The sequence below is a fragment of the Kribbella sp. NBC_00482 genome, from assembly GCF_036013725.1.
GTDB lineage: Bacteria > Actinomycetota > Actinomycetes > Propionibacteriales > Kribbellaceae > Kribbella.
The window spans coordinates 1,826,340-1,842,892 of sequence record NZ_CP107881.1 but is presented as its reverse complement, the minus strand read 5'-3'; the positions used below and the strand labels follow the sequence as shown (position 1 = coordinate 1,842,892).

The window sequence follows — 16,553 nt, the reverse complement described above, 5'->3', positions numbered from 1 at the left end:
GACCGTGATTATCTGTACTGCTACGGTGCACTTTCTCACGGACCGGGAAACCGTGCGATCACGTGGCATCGGTCGCCCGGTCCGCTAGGGTCGATTGGGCTGTTGGGGATCTCGCAGACGACGAGCGCGAAAGGGCGCCATGATCGAGTTCGAGGATGTCACCAAGCGGTATCCGGACGGCACCGTCGCCGTCGACACACTGTCCCTGCGGATCCCGAGCAACCAGATCACCGTGTTCGTCGGCCCGTCCGGCTGCGGCAAGACCACGTCGCTGCGGATGATCAACCGCACGATCGAGCGGACCAGCGGGACCATCTCGATCGACGGCGACGACATCAACGGCAAGGACGCGGTGACGCTGCGCCGCGGGATCGGGTACGTGATCCAGAACGCCGGCCTGTTCCCGCACAAGACGGTCGTGGAGAACGTCGCCACCGTGCCGAAGCTGATCGGCTGGGACAAGCGCAAGGCACACAGTACGGCGATGGAGCTGCTCGAACGCGTCGGCCTCGACGTCAAGCTGGCCGAGCGGTATCCGGCCCAGCTGTCCGGTGGCCAGCAGCAACGAGTCGGCGTCGCCCGTGCGCTGGCGGCCGATCCGGCGATCATGCTGATGGACGAGCCGTTCAGCGCGGTCGACCCGATCGTCCGCCACCAGTTGCAGGAGGAGCTGCTCCGGCTGCAGCGCGACATCGGCAAGACGATCGTGTTCGTCACTCATGACATCGACGAGGCGATCAAGCTCGGGGACAACGTCGCCGTACTGCGGGTCGGCGGCAAGCTCGCCCAGTTCGCGCCGCCGGCCGAGCTGCTCGCCAACCCGGCCGACGACTTCGTCCGCGGGTTCGTCGGGCAGGACCGGGGATACCGGGCGCTGACGTTCGTGCACCCGGAAGAGCTGCCGGTGAAGCCGTTGCCGGACGAGCTGGCGTTGAAGGACGGCGTACCGGTCGGATGGCGGAACGGGTCCGAGGAGCTGCTACCGGTCGGCGCCGTCTTCAAGCGGGGTGATTCGTTGCGCGCGGCGCTGGACGCCGTCCTCACGTCGCCGACGGGTAGCGGGGTCTGCGTGGACGACGACGGCAAGGCCGTCGGCGTCATCGACCAAGCGACGGTTGCAGAGGCGCTCCGCTCATGACCTGGATCGGCGACAACCTGGGCCTGATCTGGGAACAGTTGCGCGAGCACCTCTACCTGGCGATCGTTCCGGTCATCCTCGGGCTGATCATCTCGGTGCCGCTGGGGTACGTCGCGACGCGCTACTCCTGGTTGGCGAACCCGCTGATCGCGTTCGGCGGCATCCTGTACTCGCTGCCGTCGATCGCGTTGTTCATCGTGATCCCGGCCGTGCTCGGCACCAAGGTGCTGTCCACGGTCAACATCATCGTGGCGCTGACCATCTATACGGTGTCGCTGCTGATCCGGAACGTGATCGACGGACTCCGCTCCGTGCCCCCCGACGTCCGGCAGTCCGCGATCGCGGTCGGGTACGGCGCCTTGCACCGGGTGATCGCGGTGGATCTGCCGATCGCCGTACCGGTCATCTTCACCGGTCTGCGGGTCGTCACGGTCGCGAACATCTCGATGGTGAGCGTCGGCGCGGTGATCGGGATCGGCGGACTGGGGGAGCTGTTCACGCTGGGCTTCCAGAAGGACTTCCTCACCCCGGTCGTGGTCGGTGTGGTGCTGTCGCTGGCCCTCGCGCTGGTCGCGGACCTCATCCTGGTCACATTGCAGCGGGTCCTGACTCCCTGGGCGCGGGTCGCGACACCCGTGGCGGAGGTGGCGTGACATGTGGGAATACCTGACCGACTCGTTCAACTGGTCCGGCAACGAGGGGATCTGGGCGCGGATCGTCGAGCACCTCTGGTACACGTTCGCCGCGCTGGGTCTGTCCGTCGTGATCGGCCTGCCGATCGGTTTGCGGATCGGGCACACGCGGCGCGGCGCGTTCCTGGCCATCAACCTGGGCAACGCCGCGCGCGCCCTGCCGAGCCTCGGCCTGCTGATGATCGCGGTGCTGCTGACCGATCAGATCGGCTTCCTGCCGGTGCTGATCGCGCTGGTCGCGCTGGGCATCCCGCCGATCCTGGCCTCGACGTACGCCGGTCTGTCGGGTGTCGATCCGGCCACGATCGACGCCGCGCGCGGGATGGGGATGACCGGCCGCGAGATCCTCACCAAGGTGGAGATCCCGATCGGGCTGCCGCTGATCATCTCCGGCATCCGCAGCGCCACCCTGCAGATCGTGTCCACGGCGACGATCGCCGCACTGGTGTCGCTCGGCGGCCTAGGCCGCTACGTGGTCGACGGGCTGAAGCTCCGTGACTTCCCCCAGATGTTCACCGGCGCCCTGCTGGTGGCACTTCTTGCCATCGTCCTCGACGCGGTCTTCGCGCTGATCGGGCGGATCACCGTCTCGCCAGGGCTGAAAATCGGCTGAACTGTCCGACGAACCTGATGAACTTGAGCTACATCCATCGGCACCGGTCGATGGCTGAACGAGAACACTGGAGGCTCTCGTGTTGAGATCCACACTCATCCGTACTGCGATCGCCGGCGTGGCGGTGCTCGGCCTGGCCGGCTGTGGGGGTGGGGGCGACCAGCTCGGCAGCGACAACGCGGGGGACTCGCCCGCGCCGTCCAAGGTGACCAGCATCACCGTCGGGTCCGCGGACTTCTCCGAGAGCCAGCTGCTGGCGGAGATCTACGGCCAGGCACTGGCCACCAAGGGCATCGAGGTGAAGAAGAAGCCGAACATCGGCAACCGTGAGACCTACATGGCCGCGATCAAGGACGGGTCCGTCGACCTGGTGCCGGAGTACACCGGCGCCGCGCTGGCGTACTTCGACAAGGCTTCCACCGAGACCGATCCCGACAAGGCGTACGACGCGCTGAAGAAGGCGCTGACGCCCGGGCTCGAGGTGCTGGACAAGTCGCCGGCCGCCGACGAGGACACGATCGTCGTCACCAAGGCGACCGCGGACAAGTACAGCTTGAAGTCGCTGGGCGACCTCAAGGGCAAGAACCTGGTCGCGGGCGGTAGCTCGGAGTTCAAGGTCCGGTCGGCCGGTCTGAAGGGCCTGAAGGAGAAGTACGGCGTCGAGTTCAAGGAGTACAAGACGCTGGACGCGGGCGGTCCGCTGAGCATCAAGGCGCTCACCGACAACCAGATCCAGGTGACGAACCTGTTCACCACCCAGGCGGTCATCAAGGACCAGGGCCTGGTGCAGCTCGACGACCCGGAGAAGATCCTCCCGCCGAACAACATCGTTCCGTTGATCCGGACCGACCACAAGTCCGACGACGTCGTGTCGACGCTGAACGCCGTCGACGCCAAGCTGACCACGGACGCCCTGACCGACCTGGTCAAGCGGATCGACGTCGGCAAGGAGAGCGCGGACGCGGTCGCCAAGGACTGGCTGTCGAAGAACCCCCTGTCATGAGCCTGTCTTGAGTTTCGAATCCCTCTGGGCGGACGAGTCCGCTATCGGTCGTAGCCCCGACACCGGCGGTTACACCCGTGGCGGCTGGTCTCCCACCGAACGCGACGCGACGCACTGGTTCCTGGACCAGTGCGCCGCCCGCAACCTGCAGGTCGAGTCCGACGGCATCGGCAACCTCATCGCGTGGTGGGGTGCCTCCGACGGACCTGGTGTGGTCACCGGTAGCCATCTCGACTCCGTGATTGACGGCGGGGCGTTCGACGGCCCGCTCGGAGTGGTGTCGGCTCTGGCGGCTGTGGATCGGCTGCGGGCCGAGGGATTCGAACCAGGCGTGCCGATCGGCATCGGGGCATTCGTGGAAGAAGAAGGGTCGCGGTTCGGGATGCCCTGTCTGGGGTCCCGGGTCGCGGCCGGAGTGTTGTCTGCGGAGAAGGCTCTGCAGTTGAAGGATCGGGCCGGCGTCGGGCTGGGGGAGGCCTTGGAGGATGCGGGTCTCGACCCGGCCCGACTGGGTCCGTCACCGTTGCTGCGGCGGATGGGGACGTTCGTCGAGCTGCACGTTGAGCAGGGGCGCGGTCTGACCGCGCCGGTGGGCGTGGCCAGCTCGATCTGGCCGCACGGGCGATTCCGGTTCACGTTCGGTGGTGAGGCCAACCACGCCGGCACCACGTTGATGGAGGACCGGCACGACCCGATGCTCACGTACGCGATGACCGCCCTCGCCGCGAACAAGCAGGCCCGGCTCGCCGGTGCCCGCGCAACGTTCGGCCGGCTCTCGGTGGAGCCCAACGGAACGAACGCCGTACCGTCACAGGTCACCGCCTGGCTCGACGCCCGCGCCGCCGACACCGCCACCCTCGAATCGTTGCTGGCGGCAATCACCAAGCAGGCGACGGAACGTGCCGAGCGGGACGGTACGACGCTCGAGGTGACACCCGAGTCCGTCTCGCCGATCGTCGACTTCCCGGCCGGGCTGCGGGACCGGTTGGTGAACGTGCTCGACGGCGCGCCAGTCCTGCCGACCGGCGCCGGGCACGACGCGGGCGTGTTCTCGGAAGCAGGGATCCCGACCGCGATGCTGTTCGTCCGCAACCCGACGGGCATCTCGCATTCCCCGGCCGAGTACGCCGAGATGGACGACTGCCTGGCCGGCGTCGACGCGCTGGCCGCCGTACTCAAGGACCTCGCCAGGTGACGTCGTACTGGTGCGAGACCGCTCTCCTCCCCGACGGCCTCGCTCGACGAGTTCTGGTGTCTGTCGTCGACGGTCGCTTCGCCTCGGTGGTCGCCGGCGTGGACCCCAGCGACGCCGAGGTGCTGAACGGCCTCGTCGTCCCCGGGCTCGCGAACTGTCACAGTCACGCTTTCCACCGCGCGCTCCGCAGTCGCACGCAGAGAGAGCGCGGCACGTTCTGGACCTGGCGTGAGCAGATGTACGCCGTCGCCGCCGCGCTCACGCCCGACACGTACTACGAGCTTGCGAAGGCCGTGTACGCCGAGATGCTGCTCGCCGGCATCACCGCGGTCGGCGAATTCCATTATCTGCATCACGCGCCCGGCGGACGTCGGTACGACGACGCGAACGCCATGGGTGCGGCGCTGATCGCGGCGGCCCGTGACGCCGGGCTCCGGATCGCGCTGCTCGACACGTGCTACATCGCCGGTGGGATCGACCAGCCGCTCAACGAGGTCCAGCAACGGTTCAGCGACGGCGACGCCACGGCGTGGGCCTCCCGGGTCGCTCAGCTCGTCGGAGCGGACGATGTCGTGATCGGTGCGGCGGCGCATTCGGTGCGCGGTGTCCCGCAGGATCAGCTCGGTGCGGTCGCGTCGGCGTTTCCCGACGTACCGCTTCATATCCACCTGTCCGAGCAGGTCGCGGAGAACGAGGCGTGTCTCGCGGCGTACGCCAGGACCCCGACGCAGGTGCTCGACGAGACCGGGTTCCTGTCCGGGCGGACGAGTGCGGTGCACGCGACGCATCTGACCTCGGTCGACATCGGGCTGCTCGGGAGCTCCGCGACGTACTCCTGCTTCTGCCCGACCACCGAGCGCGATCTCGCCGACGGGATCGGTCCGTCGGTGCAGCTGCGGGATGCTGGGTCGCCGTTGACGCTGGGCTCGGACAGTCACGCCGTGATCGATGTTTTTGAGGAAATGCGAGCCGTCGAGCTGGACGAACGGTTGGCGTCGCAGGAACGCGGTCATTGGTCCGCGGTTGAGCTCCTCAAGGCGGCAACGGTCGACGGCCACCGCTCGATCGGCTTCGAGGACGCGGGAGTGATCGCGCCCGGAGCCCGCGCCGACCTCGTCGCGATCCGCCTCGACAGCGTCCGTACGGCGGGCACCGGCGGCACCGCGGAGACAGCCGTGTTCGCCGCGACAGCCTCGGACGTCACCGACGTAGTTGTCTCCGGCCGACGAGTGGTTGCTGCGGGCAATCACTCGACGATCGACGTACCGTCTGCCCTGTCCACCTCGATCGCGGCGGTGACCTCGTGAGCTCGCTCCTGCTGACCGGTATCGGGTCGCTGGTGACCAACGATCCCACCCACGGCGGGTTGCTCGGCGAGCTTCGCGACGCGGCGCTCGTGATCGACGGGAGCACGGTCGCGTGGGTCGGACCGCGGCGCGAGGCGCCGGCGGCCGACAGCGCGCTCGACCTCGGCGGGCGTGCGGTGATCCCGGGGTTCGTCGACTCGCACTCGCACCTGGTGTTCGCCGGCGACCGGGCCGAGGAGTTCGCGGCCCGCATGACCGGTACGCCGTACTCCGCCGGCGGCATCCGCACCACGGTGGCGGCGACCCGCGAGGCCACCGACGAACAGCTGACCGCGAACGTGTCCCGGCTGGTCGCGGAGATGCGCCGCCAGGGGACGACGACCGTCGAGATCAAGTCCGGGTACGGGCTGACGGTGGCGGACGAGGCGCGCGGGCTGCAGATCGCGCGGCAGTTCACCGAGGAGACGACGTACCTCGGTGCGCACGTCGTACCGGCCGACTACGCCGACGACCCGGCGGGCTACGTGTCGCTCGTGACCGGGCCGATGCTCGACGCGGCGGCCAAGCACTCGAAGTGGGTCGATGTCTTCGTGGAGCGCGGGGCGTTCGACGCGGATCAAGGACGGGCGATCCTCCAGGCCGGGATCGCGCGCGGCCTGCAGGCGCGGGTGCACGCCAACCAGCTCGGCGAGGGGCCTGGCGTCCAACTCGCCGCCGAGGTCGGTGCCGCCTCGGCCGATCACTGCACCTATCTCACCGATGCCGACGTCGACGCGCTCGCCTCGAGTGGCGTGGTCGCCGGACTCCTGCCCGCGATCGAGTTCTCCACAAGGTCGCCGTACCCGAACGCCCGCCGCCTCCTCGACGCCGGCGTCACCGTAGCCCTGGCCACCGACTGCAACCCCGGCTCCGGCTACTCGTCCTCCATGCCCTTCTGCATCGCGCTCGCAGTCCGCGAAATGCACATGACCCCCGCCGAAGCCCTCTGGTCCGCCACCGCCGGCGGAGCCGCCTCCCTCCGCCGCCCCGACCTAGGCCACCTAACCCCCGGCACCCAAGCCGACCTGGCCGTCCTCGACGCCCCCTCCTACCTACACCTCGCCTACCGCCCGGCGGTCCCGCTCGTCACGCAAACGTTCATTGCCGGGCGACTGGTGTAGAGCGAACCGTCCCCACTCACCAACCTCAAGTCATGTGATCGCCGCACGCTCAGCGGCCGCGTCAGGCGGCGCGCAGCAGGCCCTTACTGAGTGGCACAAGTCCGGCGGCCCGCTCGATCGTGGCGACCACCCAGTCGGGGTCGTACATGATGTCCTCCCAGCTGAAACGAAGCACCCGCCAGCCGCGAACCGTCAAGTTCGCCTGTCGGCGGCAGTCCTTCACCAGCGCCCGCCGGCTTCCGTGGAACGCGAACCCGTCCGCCTCCAGACCGAGGAGAAGCTCGGAATTGCCCAGGTCGAGGCGAGCCGAGAACTCCGCGTCCCGTACGAGCACCTGAGGCACGAAGCCTACGATTCCCCGCTCGATCAACAAGGCTCGCAAGACCGACTCCAGGACTGATTCGGCCCGACCGTCCGCGAACGCGACGACCTGCTGGATGCGTCGGCGGTGTGGTCCTCGCAGCCGAGCCGCTGCATCCAGGAGCAGGTCATGCTCGACGCAGCCCGTGCGTAGGGCAGAGTCCGCTATCGCGAGGCCCTCGGCCAGAGGCACGATGCGAAGGCAGTCCAGGACGGTCCGAAGCGGGGTGGTGACATCGTCCAGCGCGGGAACATCCGCCCAGTGCAGGACGCAGGGCAGCCCGGTTCGCCGACGGACGCGGCCCGGCGGCAGGGTGACATGCGGCCGAACGGGCGGGTTGATCACCCCGAGACCCCAGTGCTGCGCGGCGCTGAGATGCGAGACGACACCGCCTTGGCTCCGTGCAGCGGTGAGCGCCGGTGGCGCGGTCGGCACCGCGTAGACACCTTTCGCCACGCGGTTGATCACACCTGTCGTGAGCGCGCTACGGATTGCGCGCGCCGACACGACGGCGCGCAGGTCAGCGAACGTCGCCGACCCTCCGCGCCTACCGATCACCTCGGCCACATCTGCCATGAGTCCATGATGGGGAGTTCTCGCGATCCGGGGCGGGCGTTGTCCACAGGCGTACCGCCACCACTCAGTAAGCAGGCGACCTTCCGGGTGCGTGCGCTCAACTCGGCGTGCGAGAAGCGCCTTCCGGCGGTTTGGTGAGTGGTGGCAGTGCGGAGCTAGTCGGACAGTTCCTTGGAGAGGAGGGTGGTTGTGGTGCCGTTGGGGAGGCGTTGTTTGCCTACCTCTACGTAGCCGCGGGTGTTGTGGAAGGTGATGGCCGGGGTGTCGGGTGGGACGGAGGCGACTGCGCGGTCGAAGGGCTTGGCGGCGCGTTCGATGGCGCGGTAGACCTGGGTCGCGATGCCGGTACGGCGGTGTTCGGTGGCGATCACGATGCGTTCGACGAGCAGGAAGCGGTCGGCGTACGTCTTGGTGAACGCCTCGAACGCCAGCCCGTCGTACGCCGACCCCGGGGTGAACGTGAGGACGAAACCGGCGGGTACGTCGTCCACGTCGACGACGACGGCGTGTGCGGCGATCAGCCGGAGCCAGTCCAGCCGGTCGGCGCTGAGAGATTCGACAAGACCTTCCGCGGTGCCGTTCAGCGCGAGGACCGCGCCGAGGTCGGCTGCGGTCATCGGGCGGAGTTTCACGTGATCACCATCGCACGGTAAACGTTTGCATCGGGAGGGGTCTCCCTGGCCGCACCCTGGCCGCGACCCCGAAATCAGGGGTTGCCCTTGGGAATGACCTGACCGTCGTGCAATGTTGAGTCCAGTGAACTCAAGTTTGTTCAGTCACGGATTTGAACCGAGGCGGACGAACGGGCAACATTGAGTCTGCATCACTCAAGTTTCCGGGGGTTGCGGGGGTCGCCCCCCGGACTCACTCAGTGTGGAGGTAAAGAATGGCCCGCGCGGTCGGAATCGATCTCGGTACGACGAACTCCGTCATCGCCGTACTGGAAGGTGGCGAGCCCACCGTCATCCCCAACGCCGAGGGAGCGCGCACGACGCCCTCGGTGGTGGCTTTCGCCAAGAACGGCGAGGTCCTGGTCGGCGAGGTGGCGAAGCGCCAGGCCACCACGAACGTCGACCGCACCATCCGCTCGGTCAAGCGCCACATGGGCGAGGCCTGGAGCGTCGACATCGACGGCAAGAAGTTCACGCCGCAGCAGATCAGCGCTTTCGTGCTGCAGAAGTTGAAGCGGGACGCCGAGGCGTACCTCGGGGAGCAGGTCACCGACGCGGTCATCACCGTGCCGGCGTACTTCTCCGACGCGCAGCGCCAGGCGACCAAGGAGGCCGGCGAGATCGCGGGCCTGAAGGTGCACCGGATCGTCAACGAGCCGACCGCGGCCGCGCTCGCCTACGGCCTGGACAAGGGCACCGAGCAGACCATCCTGGTCTTCGACCTCGGCGGCGGCACGTTCGACGTCTCGCTGCTGGAGATCGGCGACGGTGTCTTCGAGGTGAAGGCGACCAGCGGTGACAACCACCTCGGTGGTGACGACTGGGACAACCGGATCGTGCAGTGGCTGGTGACCCAGTTCAAGAACAAGAACGGCACCGACCTGTCCGGCGACAAGATGGCCATGCAGCGACTCAGCGAGGCCGCCGAGAAGGCCAAGATCGAGCTGTCCGCCGCGGCCGAGACCACGGTCCACCTGCCGTACCTGAGCCTCACCGACGCGGGCCCGCTGCACCTGGAGGAGAAGCTCTCCCGGGCCGAGTTCCAGAAGATGACCAACGACCTGCTGGAGCGCGCTCGCTCCCCGTTCAAGGCCGTCATCAAGGACGCCGGTATCGACGTGGCCAAGATCGACCACGTGATCCTGGTCGGCGGTTCGACCCGGATGCCCGCGGTCGCCGAGCTGGTCAAGGAGCTGACCGGCGGCCAGGACCCGAACAAGGGTGTGAACCCGGACGAGGTCGTCGCGGTCGGCGCCTCCCTGCAGGCCGGTGTGCTGAAGGGTGAGGTCAAGGACGTCCTGCTGCTCGACGTGACCCCGCTGAGCCTGGGTATCGAGACCAAGGGCGGCGTGTTCACCAAGATCATCGAGCGCAACACCACGATCCCGACCAAGGGCTCGGAGATCTTCACCACGGCCGAGGACAACCAGCCGTCGGTGATGATCCAGGTGTACCAGGGCGAGCGCGAGATGGCCCGCGACAACAAGTCGCTCGGCAACTTCGAGCTGACCGGCCTGCCGCCGGCGCCGCGGAACGTGCCGCAGATCGAGGTCACCTTCGACATCGACGCGAACGGCATCGTGCACGTGAACGCCAAGGACCTGGCCACCGGCAAGGAGCAGCGGATGACGGTCACGGGTGGCTCCGCGCTGCCGAAGACCGACATCGACCAGATGGTCCGCGACGCCGAGCAGTACGCCGAGGAGGACCGGCAGCGCCGCGAGGCGGTGGAGAACCGCAACCAGGCGGAGTCGCTGGTCTACCAGACCGAGAAGTTCCTGCAGGAGAACGAGGACAAGGTTCCGGACGACGTCAAGACCGAGGTCAAGGACGGCGTTGCCGAGCTGAAGAAGGCCCTCGAGGGTGACGACGCCGACGCGGTCAAGGCCGCCTCGGAGAAGCTCGCCCAGTCCAGCCAGAAGATGGGCGCCGCGATGTACGCGAACGCCCAGGCCGCCGGCGGTTCGACCGACGACGGCGCCACCTCCGAGGACACGACCGGCAGCAGCAACAGCAACGACGACGATGTCGTCGACGCCGAGATCGTGGACGAGGACCGGCCGCAGGACAAGACGGAGGACAAGTGACGGATCGACCGACTGGCAGCGAGTTCGGCGACGGCGAGCCCGTCGTCCGGGACAAGCGCCGGATCGACCCGGAAACCGGCGCGCTGCGGGAGCCTGCGGAACAGTCCGCTGCTCCCGCGGCGGGTGCCCCGGCGGGTCAGCCGCCGCGGGACCCGTCCGACCTGATCGGCCCGTCCGCGCAGGAGGCTCTGCTGACCGAGGCGCTTGCCGAGCGTACGGCGGACCTGCAGCGACTGCAGGCGGAGTACGTGAACTACAAGCGCCGCGTGGATCGTGAGCGGGAAGCCTCACGCGAGCTCGTGATCGGCTCGGTGCTCGCCGAGCTGCTCGGGATCCTGGACGACGTCGGCCGGGCCCGCGAAGCCGGTGAGCTCGACGGCGCGTTCAAGGCCGTCGCCGAGTCGCTGGAGCGGGTCACCGAGAAGCTCGGCCTGGTGAGGTTCGGCGAGAAGGGTGACACCTTCGACCCGCGGATCCACGAGGCCCTGCTGCACAACTACTCCGACGAGGTCGACGGTCCGACCGCGACGATGATCATGCAACCGGGCTACCGGCACGGTGAGCGGATCCTGCGGGCGGCGCGAGTGGCCGTGTCGGAGCCGACCGAACAACTGCCGGGCGAGGCCGCGAAGGCCGATGCGCCGGTGGAGAGCACTGATGACGACAAGGCCGCGGACGAGTCCGCGGAGTAATCGGTACGACGGGAGGGGAGGCGCCAGATGAGCACGAAGGACTGGATCGAGAAGGACTTCTACAAGGTTCTCGGCGTCTCCAAGACCGCCGAGGCCGACGAGATCAAGAAGGCCTACCGCAAGCTGGCCCGGCAGTACCACCCGGACTCCAACGCCGGGGACACCAAGGCGGAGGCCAAGTTCAAGGAGGTCTCCGAGGCGTACGACGTCGTCGGCGACCCGAAGAAGCGCAAGGAGTACGACGAGGCGCGCCGGCTGTTCGGCAGCGGTGGTTTCCGGATGCCGAGCGGCAGCGGTCAGGGCGGGGGCTTCGACTTCAACGTCGGTGACCTGTTCAACCGCGGCGGCCAGGGCGGCGGGGGCAGCGGGCTCGGCGACATCCTGGGCGGCATGTTCGGTGGCGGTGGTGGCCGGACCACGACCTCCACGACGGCCCGTCCGCGGCGCGGTCAGGACATCGAGACCGAGGCGACGATCGAGTTCGCCGAGGCCGTGAACGGTGTCACGGTCGGGCTCCGGATGACCAGCGACGAGCCGTGCGCGACGTGTCGCGGTACCGGTGCGAAGTACGGCACTGTGCCGAAGGTCTGCCTGAAGTGCGAAGGCACGGGCATGCAGACGTCGGTGCAGGGTGGCGTGTTCGCGATGACCGAGCCGTGCACCGAGTGCAAGGGTCGCGGTCTGGTCGTCGACCAGCCGTGCGAGACCTGCCACGGCTCCGGCCGCGGCCAGTCGAGCAAGACCATGCAGGTCCGCATCCCCGCGGGGGTGCAGGACGGTCAGCGGATCCGGCTGAAGGGCAAGGGCGCGGCCGGCGAACGGGGTGGCCCCGCGGGCGACCTCTACGTCACCGTGCACGTCAAGTCGCACCGGATCTTCGGTCGGCAGGGCGAGCATCTGACGCTGAACGTCCCGGTGAGTTTCACCGAGGCGGCGCTGGGTGCCGAGATCAAGGTTCCGACCCTGGACGGCCTGCCCGTCACGGTCCGGATCCCTGCAGGTACGGCGAACGGGAGCAAGCTGCGCGTCCGCGGGAAAGGTTCGGTCCGGCGGGACGGGACCAAGGGCGACCTGATGCTCACGCTCGAAGTGCAGGTCCCGCACGACCTGACCGACGAGCAGAAAGAGAAGCTGCAGGAGTTCAGCTCCGCGTCGGACCAGCCTGATCTGCGGACCGGGTTGTTCGGGAGTTCGTGATGGGTATCCCGTTCAGCCAGGTGCCGACCTGGGACGACCGCACCCCGATCTACGTGATCTCGGTGGCGGCCCAGCTGGCCGGCATGCATCCGCAGACGTTGCGCCAGTACGACCGGCTCGGCCTGGTAGTGCCGAGCCGGGCGTCCGGCCGCGGCCGGCGGTACTCGGCGTACGACGTGGCGAGGCTGCGCTACGTGCAGCATCTGTCCCAGGAAGAGGGCGTCAACCTCGCGGGGATTCGGCATGTCCTCGCGCTACAGTCGGAAGTGGAGGACCTGCGTCAGCGGGTCAACCAGCTCTTGGCCGAAGTCCAGCGCGGTGTCGGCGCTTCGCGGCGTCCCGCCGCCAGCCGGGTCTTCTCGGCCGGTCCAGCCGGCGACGTGATCGCGATGGGCCGGCAGCAGACCACGACCCGGTGGATCCGCACCCAGCCGCTGGAACTCGGCTCGCGCTGATCCCCCGTCTCACCAGCCACCGGAGGCTTCCGAATCCCCCTCGGAACCTCCGGTTCGGTGGAGGCTTGTCGTTCCCCCAACGACGCCTCCACAGTCGAAGGCGCGCTATCCCCCAGCGCCCTTCGACCCCCGCAGGGTGGTCCGTGACAGGACCGCCCTGCGGTTCTCGTTGTGCCTGTTGTCTTCCGGCGGGCAGCGCATACCCTGGCGAGGTGACGCTGAAGCTGGAGACGGACCGGCTGCTGATCCGGGACTGGGAGGAAGACGACGCCGACGCCGCGCTGGAGATTTTTGGCTCCGCCGACGTGGCGCCCTGGCTGTCACCGGCCATCGACAAGGTGCCGGACGCCGCGACCATGCGGTTGATCCTGCAGTCCTGGATCGAGGCCCAGCCGAACTTCGTCGTACCCGCGGGTCGCTGGGCGATCGCGCGCCGGGACGACGGCGAGGTCATCGGCGCGCTGCTGGTCCGCCTGCTCCCGCCGTACGAGGAGGATCTCGAGATCGGCTGGCAGTTGCGGCCGAGCGCTTGGGGTTTCGGGTACGCGACCGAGGCCAGCCGCGCGTTGATGGGCTGGGCGTTCAGCGACGGCGAGGTCGACGAGCTGTTCGCTGTCGCGCGGCCGGCCAACAAGCGCGCGATCGCCACCGCACGACGGATCGGGATGGAGTGGGTCGGCGAGACCGACAAGTACTACAACCTGAATCTGCAGGTGTACCGGATCCGCGCCTCGGAGTTCACCACCTGACCCCGTTGCCACCGGCAAGCAGTCGCACTTTCGGCTGACCGGGGTGTCACTCCTGAGAGTGACGGCTGGGAGCCGCTCTGCCAGCAGAATGGTGGGTGTGACGGGGACCGACTCACGGATCGGCTGGCAGGACACCGCGCTGGCGTTGCTTGCCTGGGCGGCGGTCGAGTACTGGCTGATCCAGCGGGCCGACTACTGGTTCTGGGCCCCGGACTGGCTGGCGGTCTTCGTCGCCTGGACGCCATTGCTGATCGCGGTCCGCCGGATCGACCCAGCCCTGGCACTGGGCGGTTTGCTGGCCGGTACCTATGTGGTGTCGCTGCTCTCCGGCGGGATCGCCTGGCCTCTTGTGGCCGGTTGCCTGCTCGCGGTGTGGGTCATCCCGACTCGCTGGGGCACAGGCACCGGCCTCGTGCTCACCGCCGTACTCGCGGCTGCTCCGATCCTCGTGGACCTCAAGCGCGGCCTGCTGTCCGTGAAGGTCTATCCGTGGATCTACAACCACATCAAGCTGCCTGACGGCTCGACCGAGACCAACGGTGGCATCTCGAACGCGGCGTACTACCGGCTCGAAGCTGTGCACTGGCCCTGGTGGTTGTCCGTCGCCATCCTGCTGTACGCCGTCGCAGTGATGTACCTGCGCCGTCGACAGGGCGTCGTCGCGCAGCGCCGTACTCCTGGGCGATGGGTCGAGGACCTCCTGGCCGCGGCGCGACCGCAGTCCGGCGCGGGCCCGGTGCTTGTCCTGTCGGCCGCGGCCGTCGTACCGCTGGCGATGGTCGAGCTGGCCGCTGATCGCCAGTCAGGGAACTGGTGGAGTGCCCCCGGCTGGATGCTGATCGTGCTCGCGTTGACGCCGTTGACCCTCGCCGTACGCCGTCGTTGGCCGGCCGTACCGGTCGCCGTGATCGGGCTCGCGGCACTGATCTCGTACTGGCAGACCGACATCGTCTGGTCGCTGATGCTCGCGCTCGCGCTCGCCTTGTTCTCCCTCGGTACGGCGCCGCGCCCGCTGGCCTGGTCGGTGCCGCTCGCGCTCGTCGTACTCGCGGCGTTGCCGACGATCGCCGAGCTGATCAGGTACCGCCAGATGATCCTGCTGTTCCCTACGGTCGGGCGGCAGCCGTTCGACCTGGACCTCGACGGCCGGCTGCGGAACACCATCTACGACGACATGGTCGATCGCCAGTGGCCGGTCAGCCTGTCGCTGATCCTGCTCGTCCCGCTGTGCGCGGGGATCGCGGTCCGGCTGTACCGGCGCAACCGGGCGGCGGCGCGCCGCGAGAAGGAGCTCGAACGACAGGCGGTGGAGCGCGAGGCCGAGCAGGTGGTGCTGACGGAGCGCTCGATCATCGCCCGCGACCTGCACGACGTCGTCGCGCATGCCGTCAACCTGATGGTGATCCAGGCCGAGACCGGTCCGGACCTGGTACGTCGCGGCGAGGACGACGTACTGGCGGGGTTCCAGCGCATCGGCGATGCGGGCCGGCGGGCGCTCGGCGAGCTGGATCGTCTGCTCTCGGCGTTGCGTGATGCGGACGGTGTCCCGGATCCGCAACTGACTCCACAGCCGGGTCTCGCGGAGTTGCGGCAACTCGTCGCGGACGTCACGTCCGAGCAGTTGCCGATCGAGTTCGAGCTGTCCGGCGATGCGAGCGCGCCGCCGGAAGGTCAGCAACTCACGGCGTACCGTCTGGTCCAGGAAGCGCTGACCAATGCTGTGCGGCACGCGAAGGCGACGGGGGTGCAGGTGACCGTGAACGTCGGCGAGCAGTGGATCGCCGTCGAGATCGTGGACGACGGTGTCGGCTTCGATCCGGATGCCGTCGGCAGCCGCGGGCGGCACGGCCTGGCCGGGATGCGGGAGCGGGTCCGCGTTCATCACGGCTCGCTCGAGATCGATGCGACGCCCGGTCGCGGGACGCGGATCACGGCCTTGATCCCGGAGAGCGCCTCGTGATCAAGGTGATGGTCGTCGACGACCAGGACCTGGTCCGGGACGGGATCGCGACGATCCTCGACGGGCAGCCGGATATCGAGGTGGTCGCACAGGCGGTCGACGGCGCGGACGCGATCCGGCAGTCGACCGCGATCCTCGAGCTGGCCGTCGTACTGATGGATGTCCGGATGCCCGTGATGGACGGGATCGAGGCCACGCGGCGGTTGGCCGGCGGGCCGAAGGTGCTGATCCTGACCACGTTCGACCTGGACGAGTATGTGTACGACGCGTTGCGGGCCGGAGCGAGCGGGTTCTTGCTGAAGCGGTCGTCGCGGGACGAGCTGATCAACGCGGTCCGGGTGATCGCGGCCGGTGATGCGCTGCTCGCGCCGCCGGTGACGCGCCGGCTCATCGACCGGTTCGCTGAGACTCGCGTGGATCCTGACGTCGCCTCGCAACTCGACGTACTGACCGCGCGGGAGCGGGAGGTCCTGAGCCTGGTGGCCAAGGGCAACTCGAACGCGGAGATCGCCGCCGAACTGCACCTCACCGAGCACACCGTGAAGACCCACGTCAGCCGGATGCTCGCCAAGACCGGGCTCCGGGACCGCGTCCAGGCCGTCATCCTCGCGTACGACGCCGGGCTGGTGACCGCCGGTCGACGCTGAAGCCTTCCAACCCTGACTTGTCCCTGGGATTTTCCAGAGTTGAGTGGAAT

Annotated in this window: 16 protein-coding genes; 14 read left to right on the top strand and 2 right to left on the bottom strand. The window is 68.4% G+C overall.

Annotation, left to right across the window (positions count from 1 at the left end; all coding sequences use genetic code 11):
• Window positions 1-139 precede the first annotated feature (139 nt).
• The 7 genes from OHB24_RS09245 to hutI all read left to right on the top strand — a co-directional run bounded on the left by OHB24_RS09245 (window position 140) and on the right by hutI (window position 7,108).
• Window positions 140-1,138 carry an ABC transporter ATP-binding protein gene (locus tag OHB24_RS09245; RefSeq protein WP_327638540.1) on the top strand — a complete coding sequence of 333 codons (999 nt, stop codon included), beginning with the start codon at window positions 140-142 and terminating at the stop codon, window positions 1,136-1,138.
• Window positions 1,135-1,791: an ABC transporter permease gene (locus tag OHB24_RS09240; protein ID WP_327638539.1), complete on the top strand. Its 657-nt coding sequence runs from the start codon at window positions 1,135-1,137 to the stop codon at window positions 1,789-1,791. The genes OHB24_RS09245 and OHB24_RS09240 overlap by 4 nt, the downstream gene beginning before the upstream one ends.
• 1 nt (window position 1,792) lies before the next feature.
• Complete coding sequence (locus tag OHB24_RS09235; protein WP_327638538.1) at window positions 1,793-2,443, top strand: ABC transporter permease; 651 nt, start codon at window positions 1,793-1,795, stop codon at window positions 2,441-2,443.
• 79 nt (window positions 2,444-2,522) lie between these two features.
• Window positions 2,523-3,446, top strand: coding sequence for an ABC transporter substrate-binding protein (locus OHB24_RS09230; RefSeq protein ID WP_327638537.1), 924 nt, complete (start codon window positions 2,523-2,525; stop codon window positions 3,444-3,446).
• Window positions 3,447-3,453: 7 nt separating this feature from the next.
• A complete protein-coding gene (locus OHB24_RS09225) occupies window positions 3,454-4,641 on the top strand; it encodes an allantoate amidohydrolase (protein WP_327638536.1) in 1,188 nt (395 codons plus the stop codon).
• Window positions 4,638-5,948 carry a formimidoylglutamate deiminase gene (locus OHB24_RS09220; RefSeq protein ID WP_327638535.1) on the top strand — a complete coding sequence of 437 codons (1,311 nt, stop codon included), beginning with the start codon at window positions 4,638-4,640 and terminating at the stop codon, window positions 5,946-5,948. Before OHB24_RS09225 ends, OHB24_RS09220 begins: the two co-directional genes overlap by 4 nt.
• Window positions 5,945-7,108, top strand: coding sequence for an imidazolonepropionase (gene hutI, locus OHB24_RS09215; protein ID WP_327638534.1), 1,164 nt, complete (start codon window positions 5,945-5,947; stop codon window positions 7,106-7,108). Before OHB24_RS09220 ends, hutI begins: the two co-directional genes overlap by 4 nt.
• A gap of 61 nt (window positions 7,109-7,169) precedes the next feature.
• On the opposite strand, the gene OHB24_RS09210 is transcribed toward hutI, so the two are convergent.
• Together OHB24_RS09210 and OHB24_RS09205 are read right to left on the bottom strand one after the other, a co-directional pair.
• Window positions 7,170-8,045 carry a DUF559 domain-containing protein gene (locus tag OHB24_RS09210; RefSeq protein WP_327638533.1) on the bottom strand — a complete coding sequence of 292 codons (876 nt, stop codon included), beginning with the start codon at window positions 8,043-8,045 and terminating at the stop codon, window positions 7,170-7,172.
• A 155-nt stretch (window positions 8,046-8,200) separates the two neighbouring features.
• Window positions 8,201-8,662 carry a GNAT family N-acetyltransferase gene (locus OHB24_RS09205; RefSeq protein ID WP_327638532.1) on the bottom strand — a complete coding sequence of 154 codons (462 nt, stop codon included), beginning with the start codon at window positions 8,660-8,662 and terminating at the stop codon, window positions 8,201-8,203.
• 269 nt (window positions 8,663-8,931) lie between these two features.
• On the opposite strand from OHB24_RS09205, the gene dnaK reads away from it, so the two are divergent.
• The 7 genes from dnaK (at window position 8,932) to OHB24_RS09170 (ending at window position 16,503) form a co-directional block, all read left to right on the top strand.
• Window positions 8,932-10,803 (top strand): molecular chaperone DnaK, encoded by a 1,872-nt coding sequence (gene dnaK / locus OHB24_RS09200; RefSeq protein ID WP_327638531.1) that lies wholly within the window; start codon window positions 8,932-8,934, stop codon window positions 10,801-10,803.
• Complete coding sequence (gene grpE, locus OHB24_RS09195; protein WP_327638530.1) at window positions 10,800-11,495, top strand: nucleotide exchange factor GrpE; 696 nt, start codon at window positions 10,800-10,802, stop codon at window positions 11,493-11,495. Before dnaK ends, grpE begins: the two co-directional genes overlap by 4 nt.
• A gap of 27 nt (window positions 11,496-11,522) precedes the next feature.
• Window positions 11,523-12,692, top strand: coding sequence for a molecular chaperone DnaJ (dnaJ, locus tag OHB24_RS09190; RefSeq protein WP_327638529.1), 1,170 nt, complete (start codon window positions 11,523-11,525; stop codon window positions 12,690-12,692).
• Entirely contained in the window at window positions 12,692-13,147 is a 456-nt protein-coding gene (locus OHB24_RS09185; RefSeq protein ID WP_327638528.1) for a heat shock protein transcriptional repressor HspR, read from the top strand. Before dnaJ ends, OHB24_RS09185 begins: the two co-directional genes overlap by 1 nt.
• A gap of 212 nt (window positions 13,148-13,359) precedes the next feature.
• On the top strand, window positions 13,360-13,896 hold the full coding sequence (locus OHB24_RS09180; protein ID WP_327638527.1) for a GNAT family N-acetyltransferase: 537 nt from the start codon (window positions 13,360-13,362) through the stop codon (window positions 13,894-13,896).
• Window positions 13,897-13,993: 97 nt separating this feature from the next.
• The gene (locus OHB24_RS09175) at window positions 13,994-15,856 is read left to right on the top strand and encodes an ATP-binding protein (protein ID WP_327638526.1); all 1,863 of its coding nucleotides are present in this window, start codon (window positions 13,994-13,996) and stop codon (window positions 15,854-15,856) included.
• On the top strand, window positions 15,853-16,503 hold the full coding sequence (locus OHB24_RS09170) for a response regulator transcription factor (RefSeq protein WP_327638525.1): 651 nt from the start codon (window positions 15,853-15,855) through the stop codon (window positions 16,501-16,503). Before OHB24_RS09175 ends, OHB24_RS09170 begins: the two co-directional genes overlap by 4 nt.
• Window positions 16,504-16,553 lie beyond the last annotated feature (50 nt).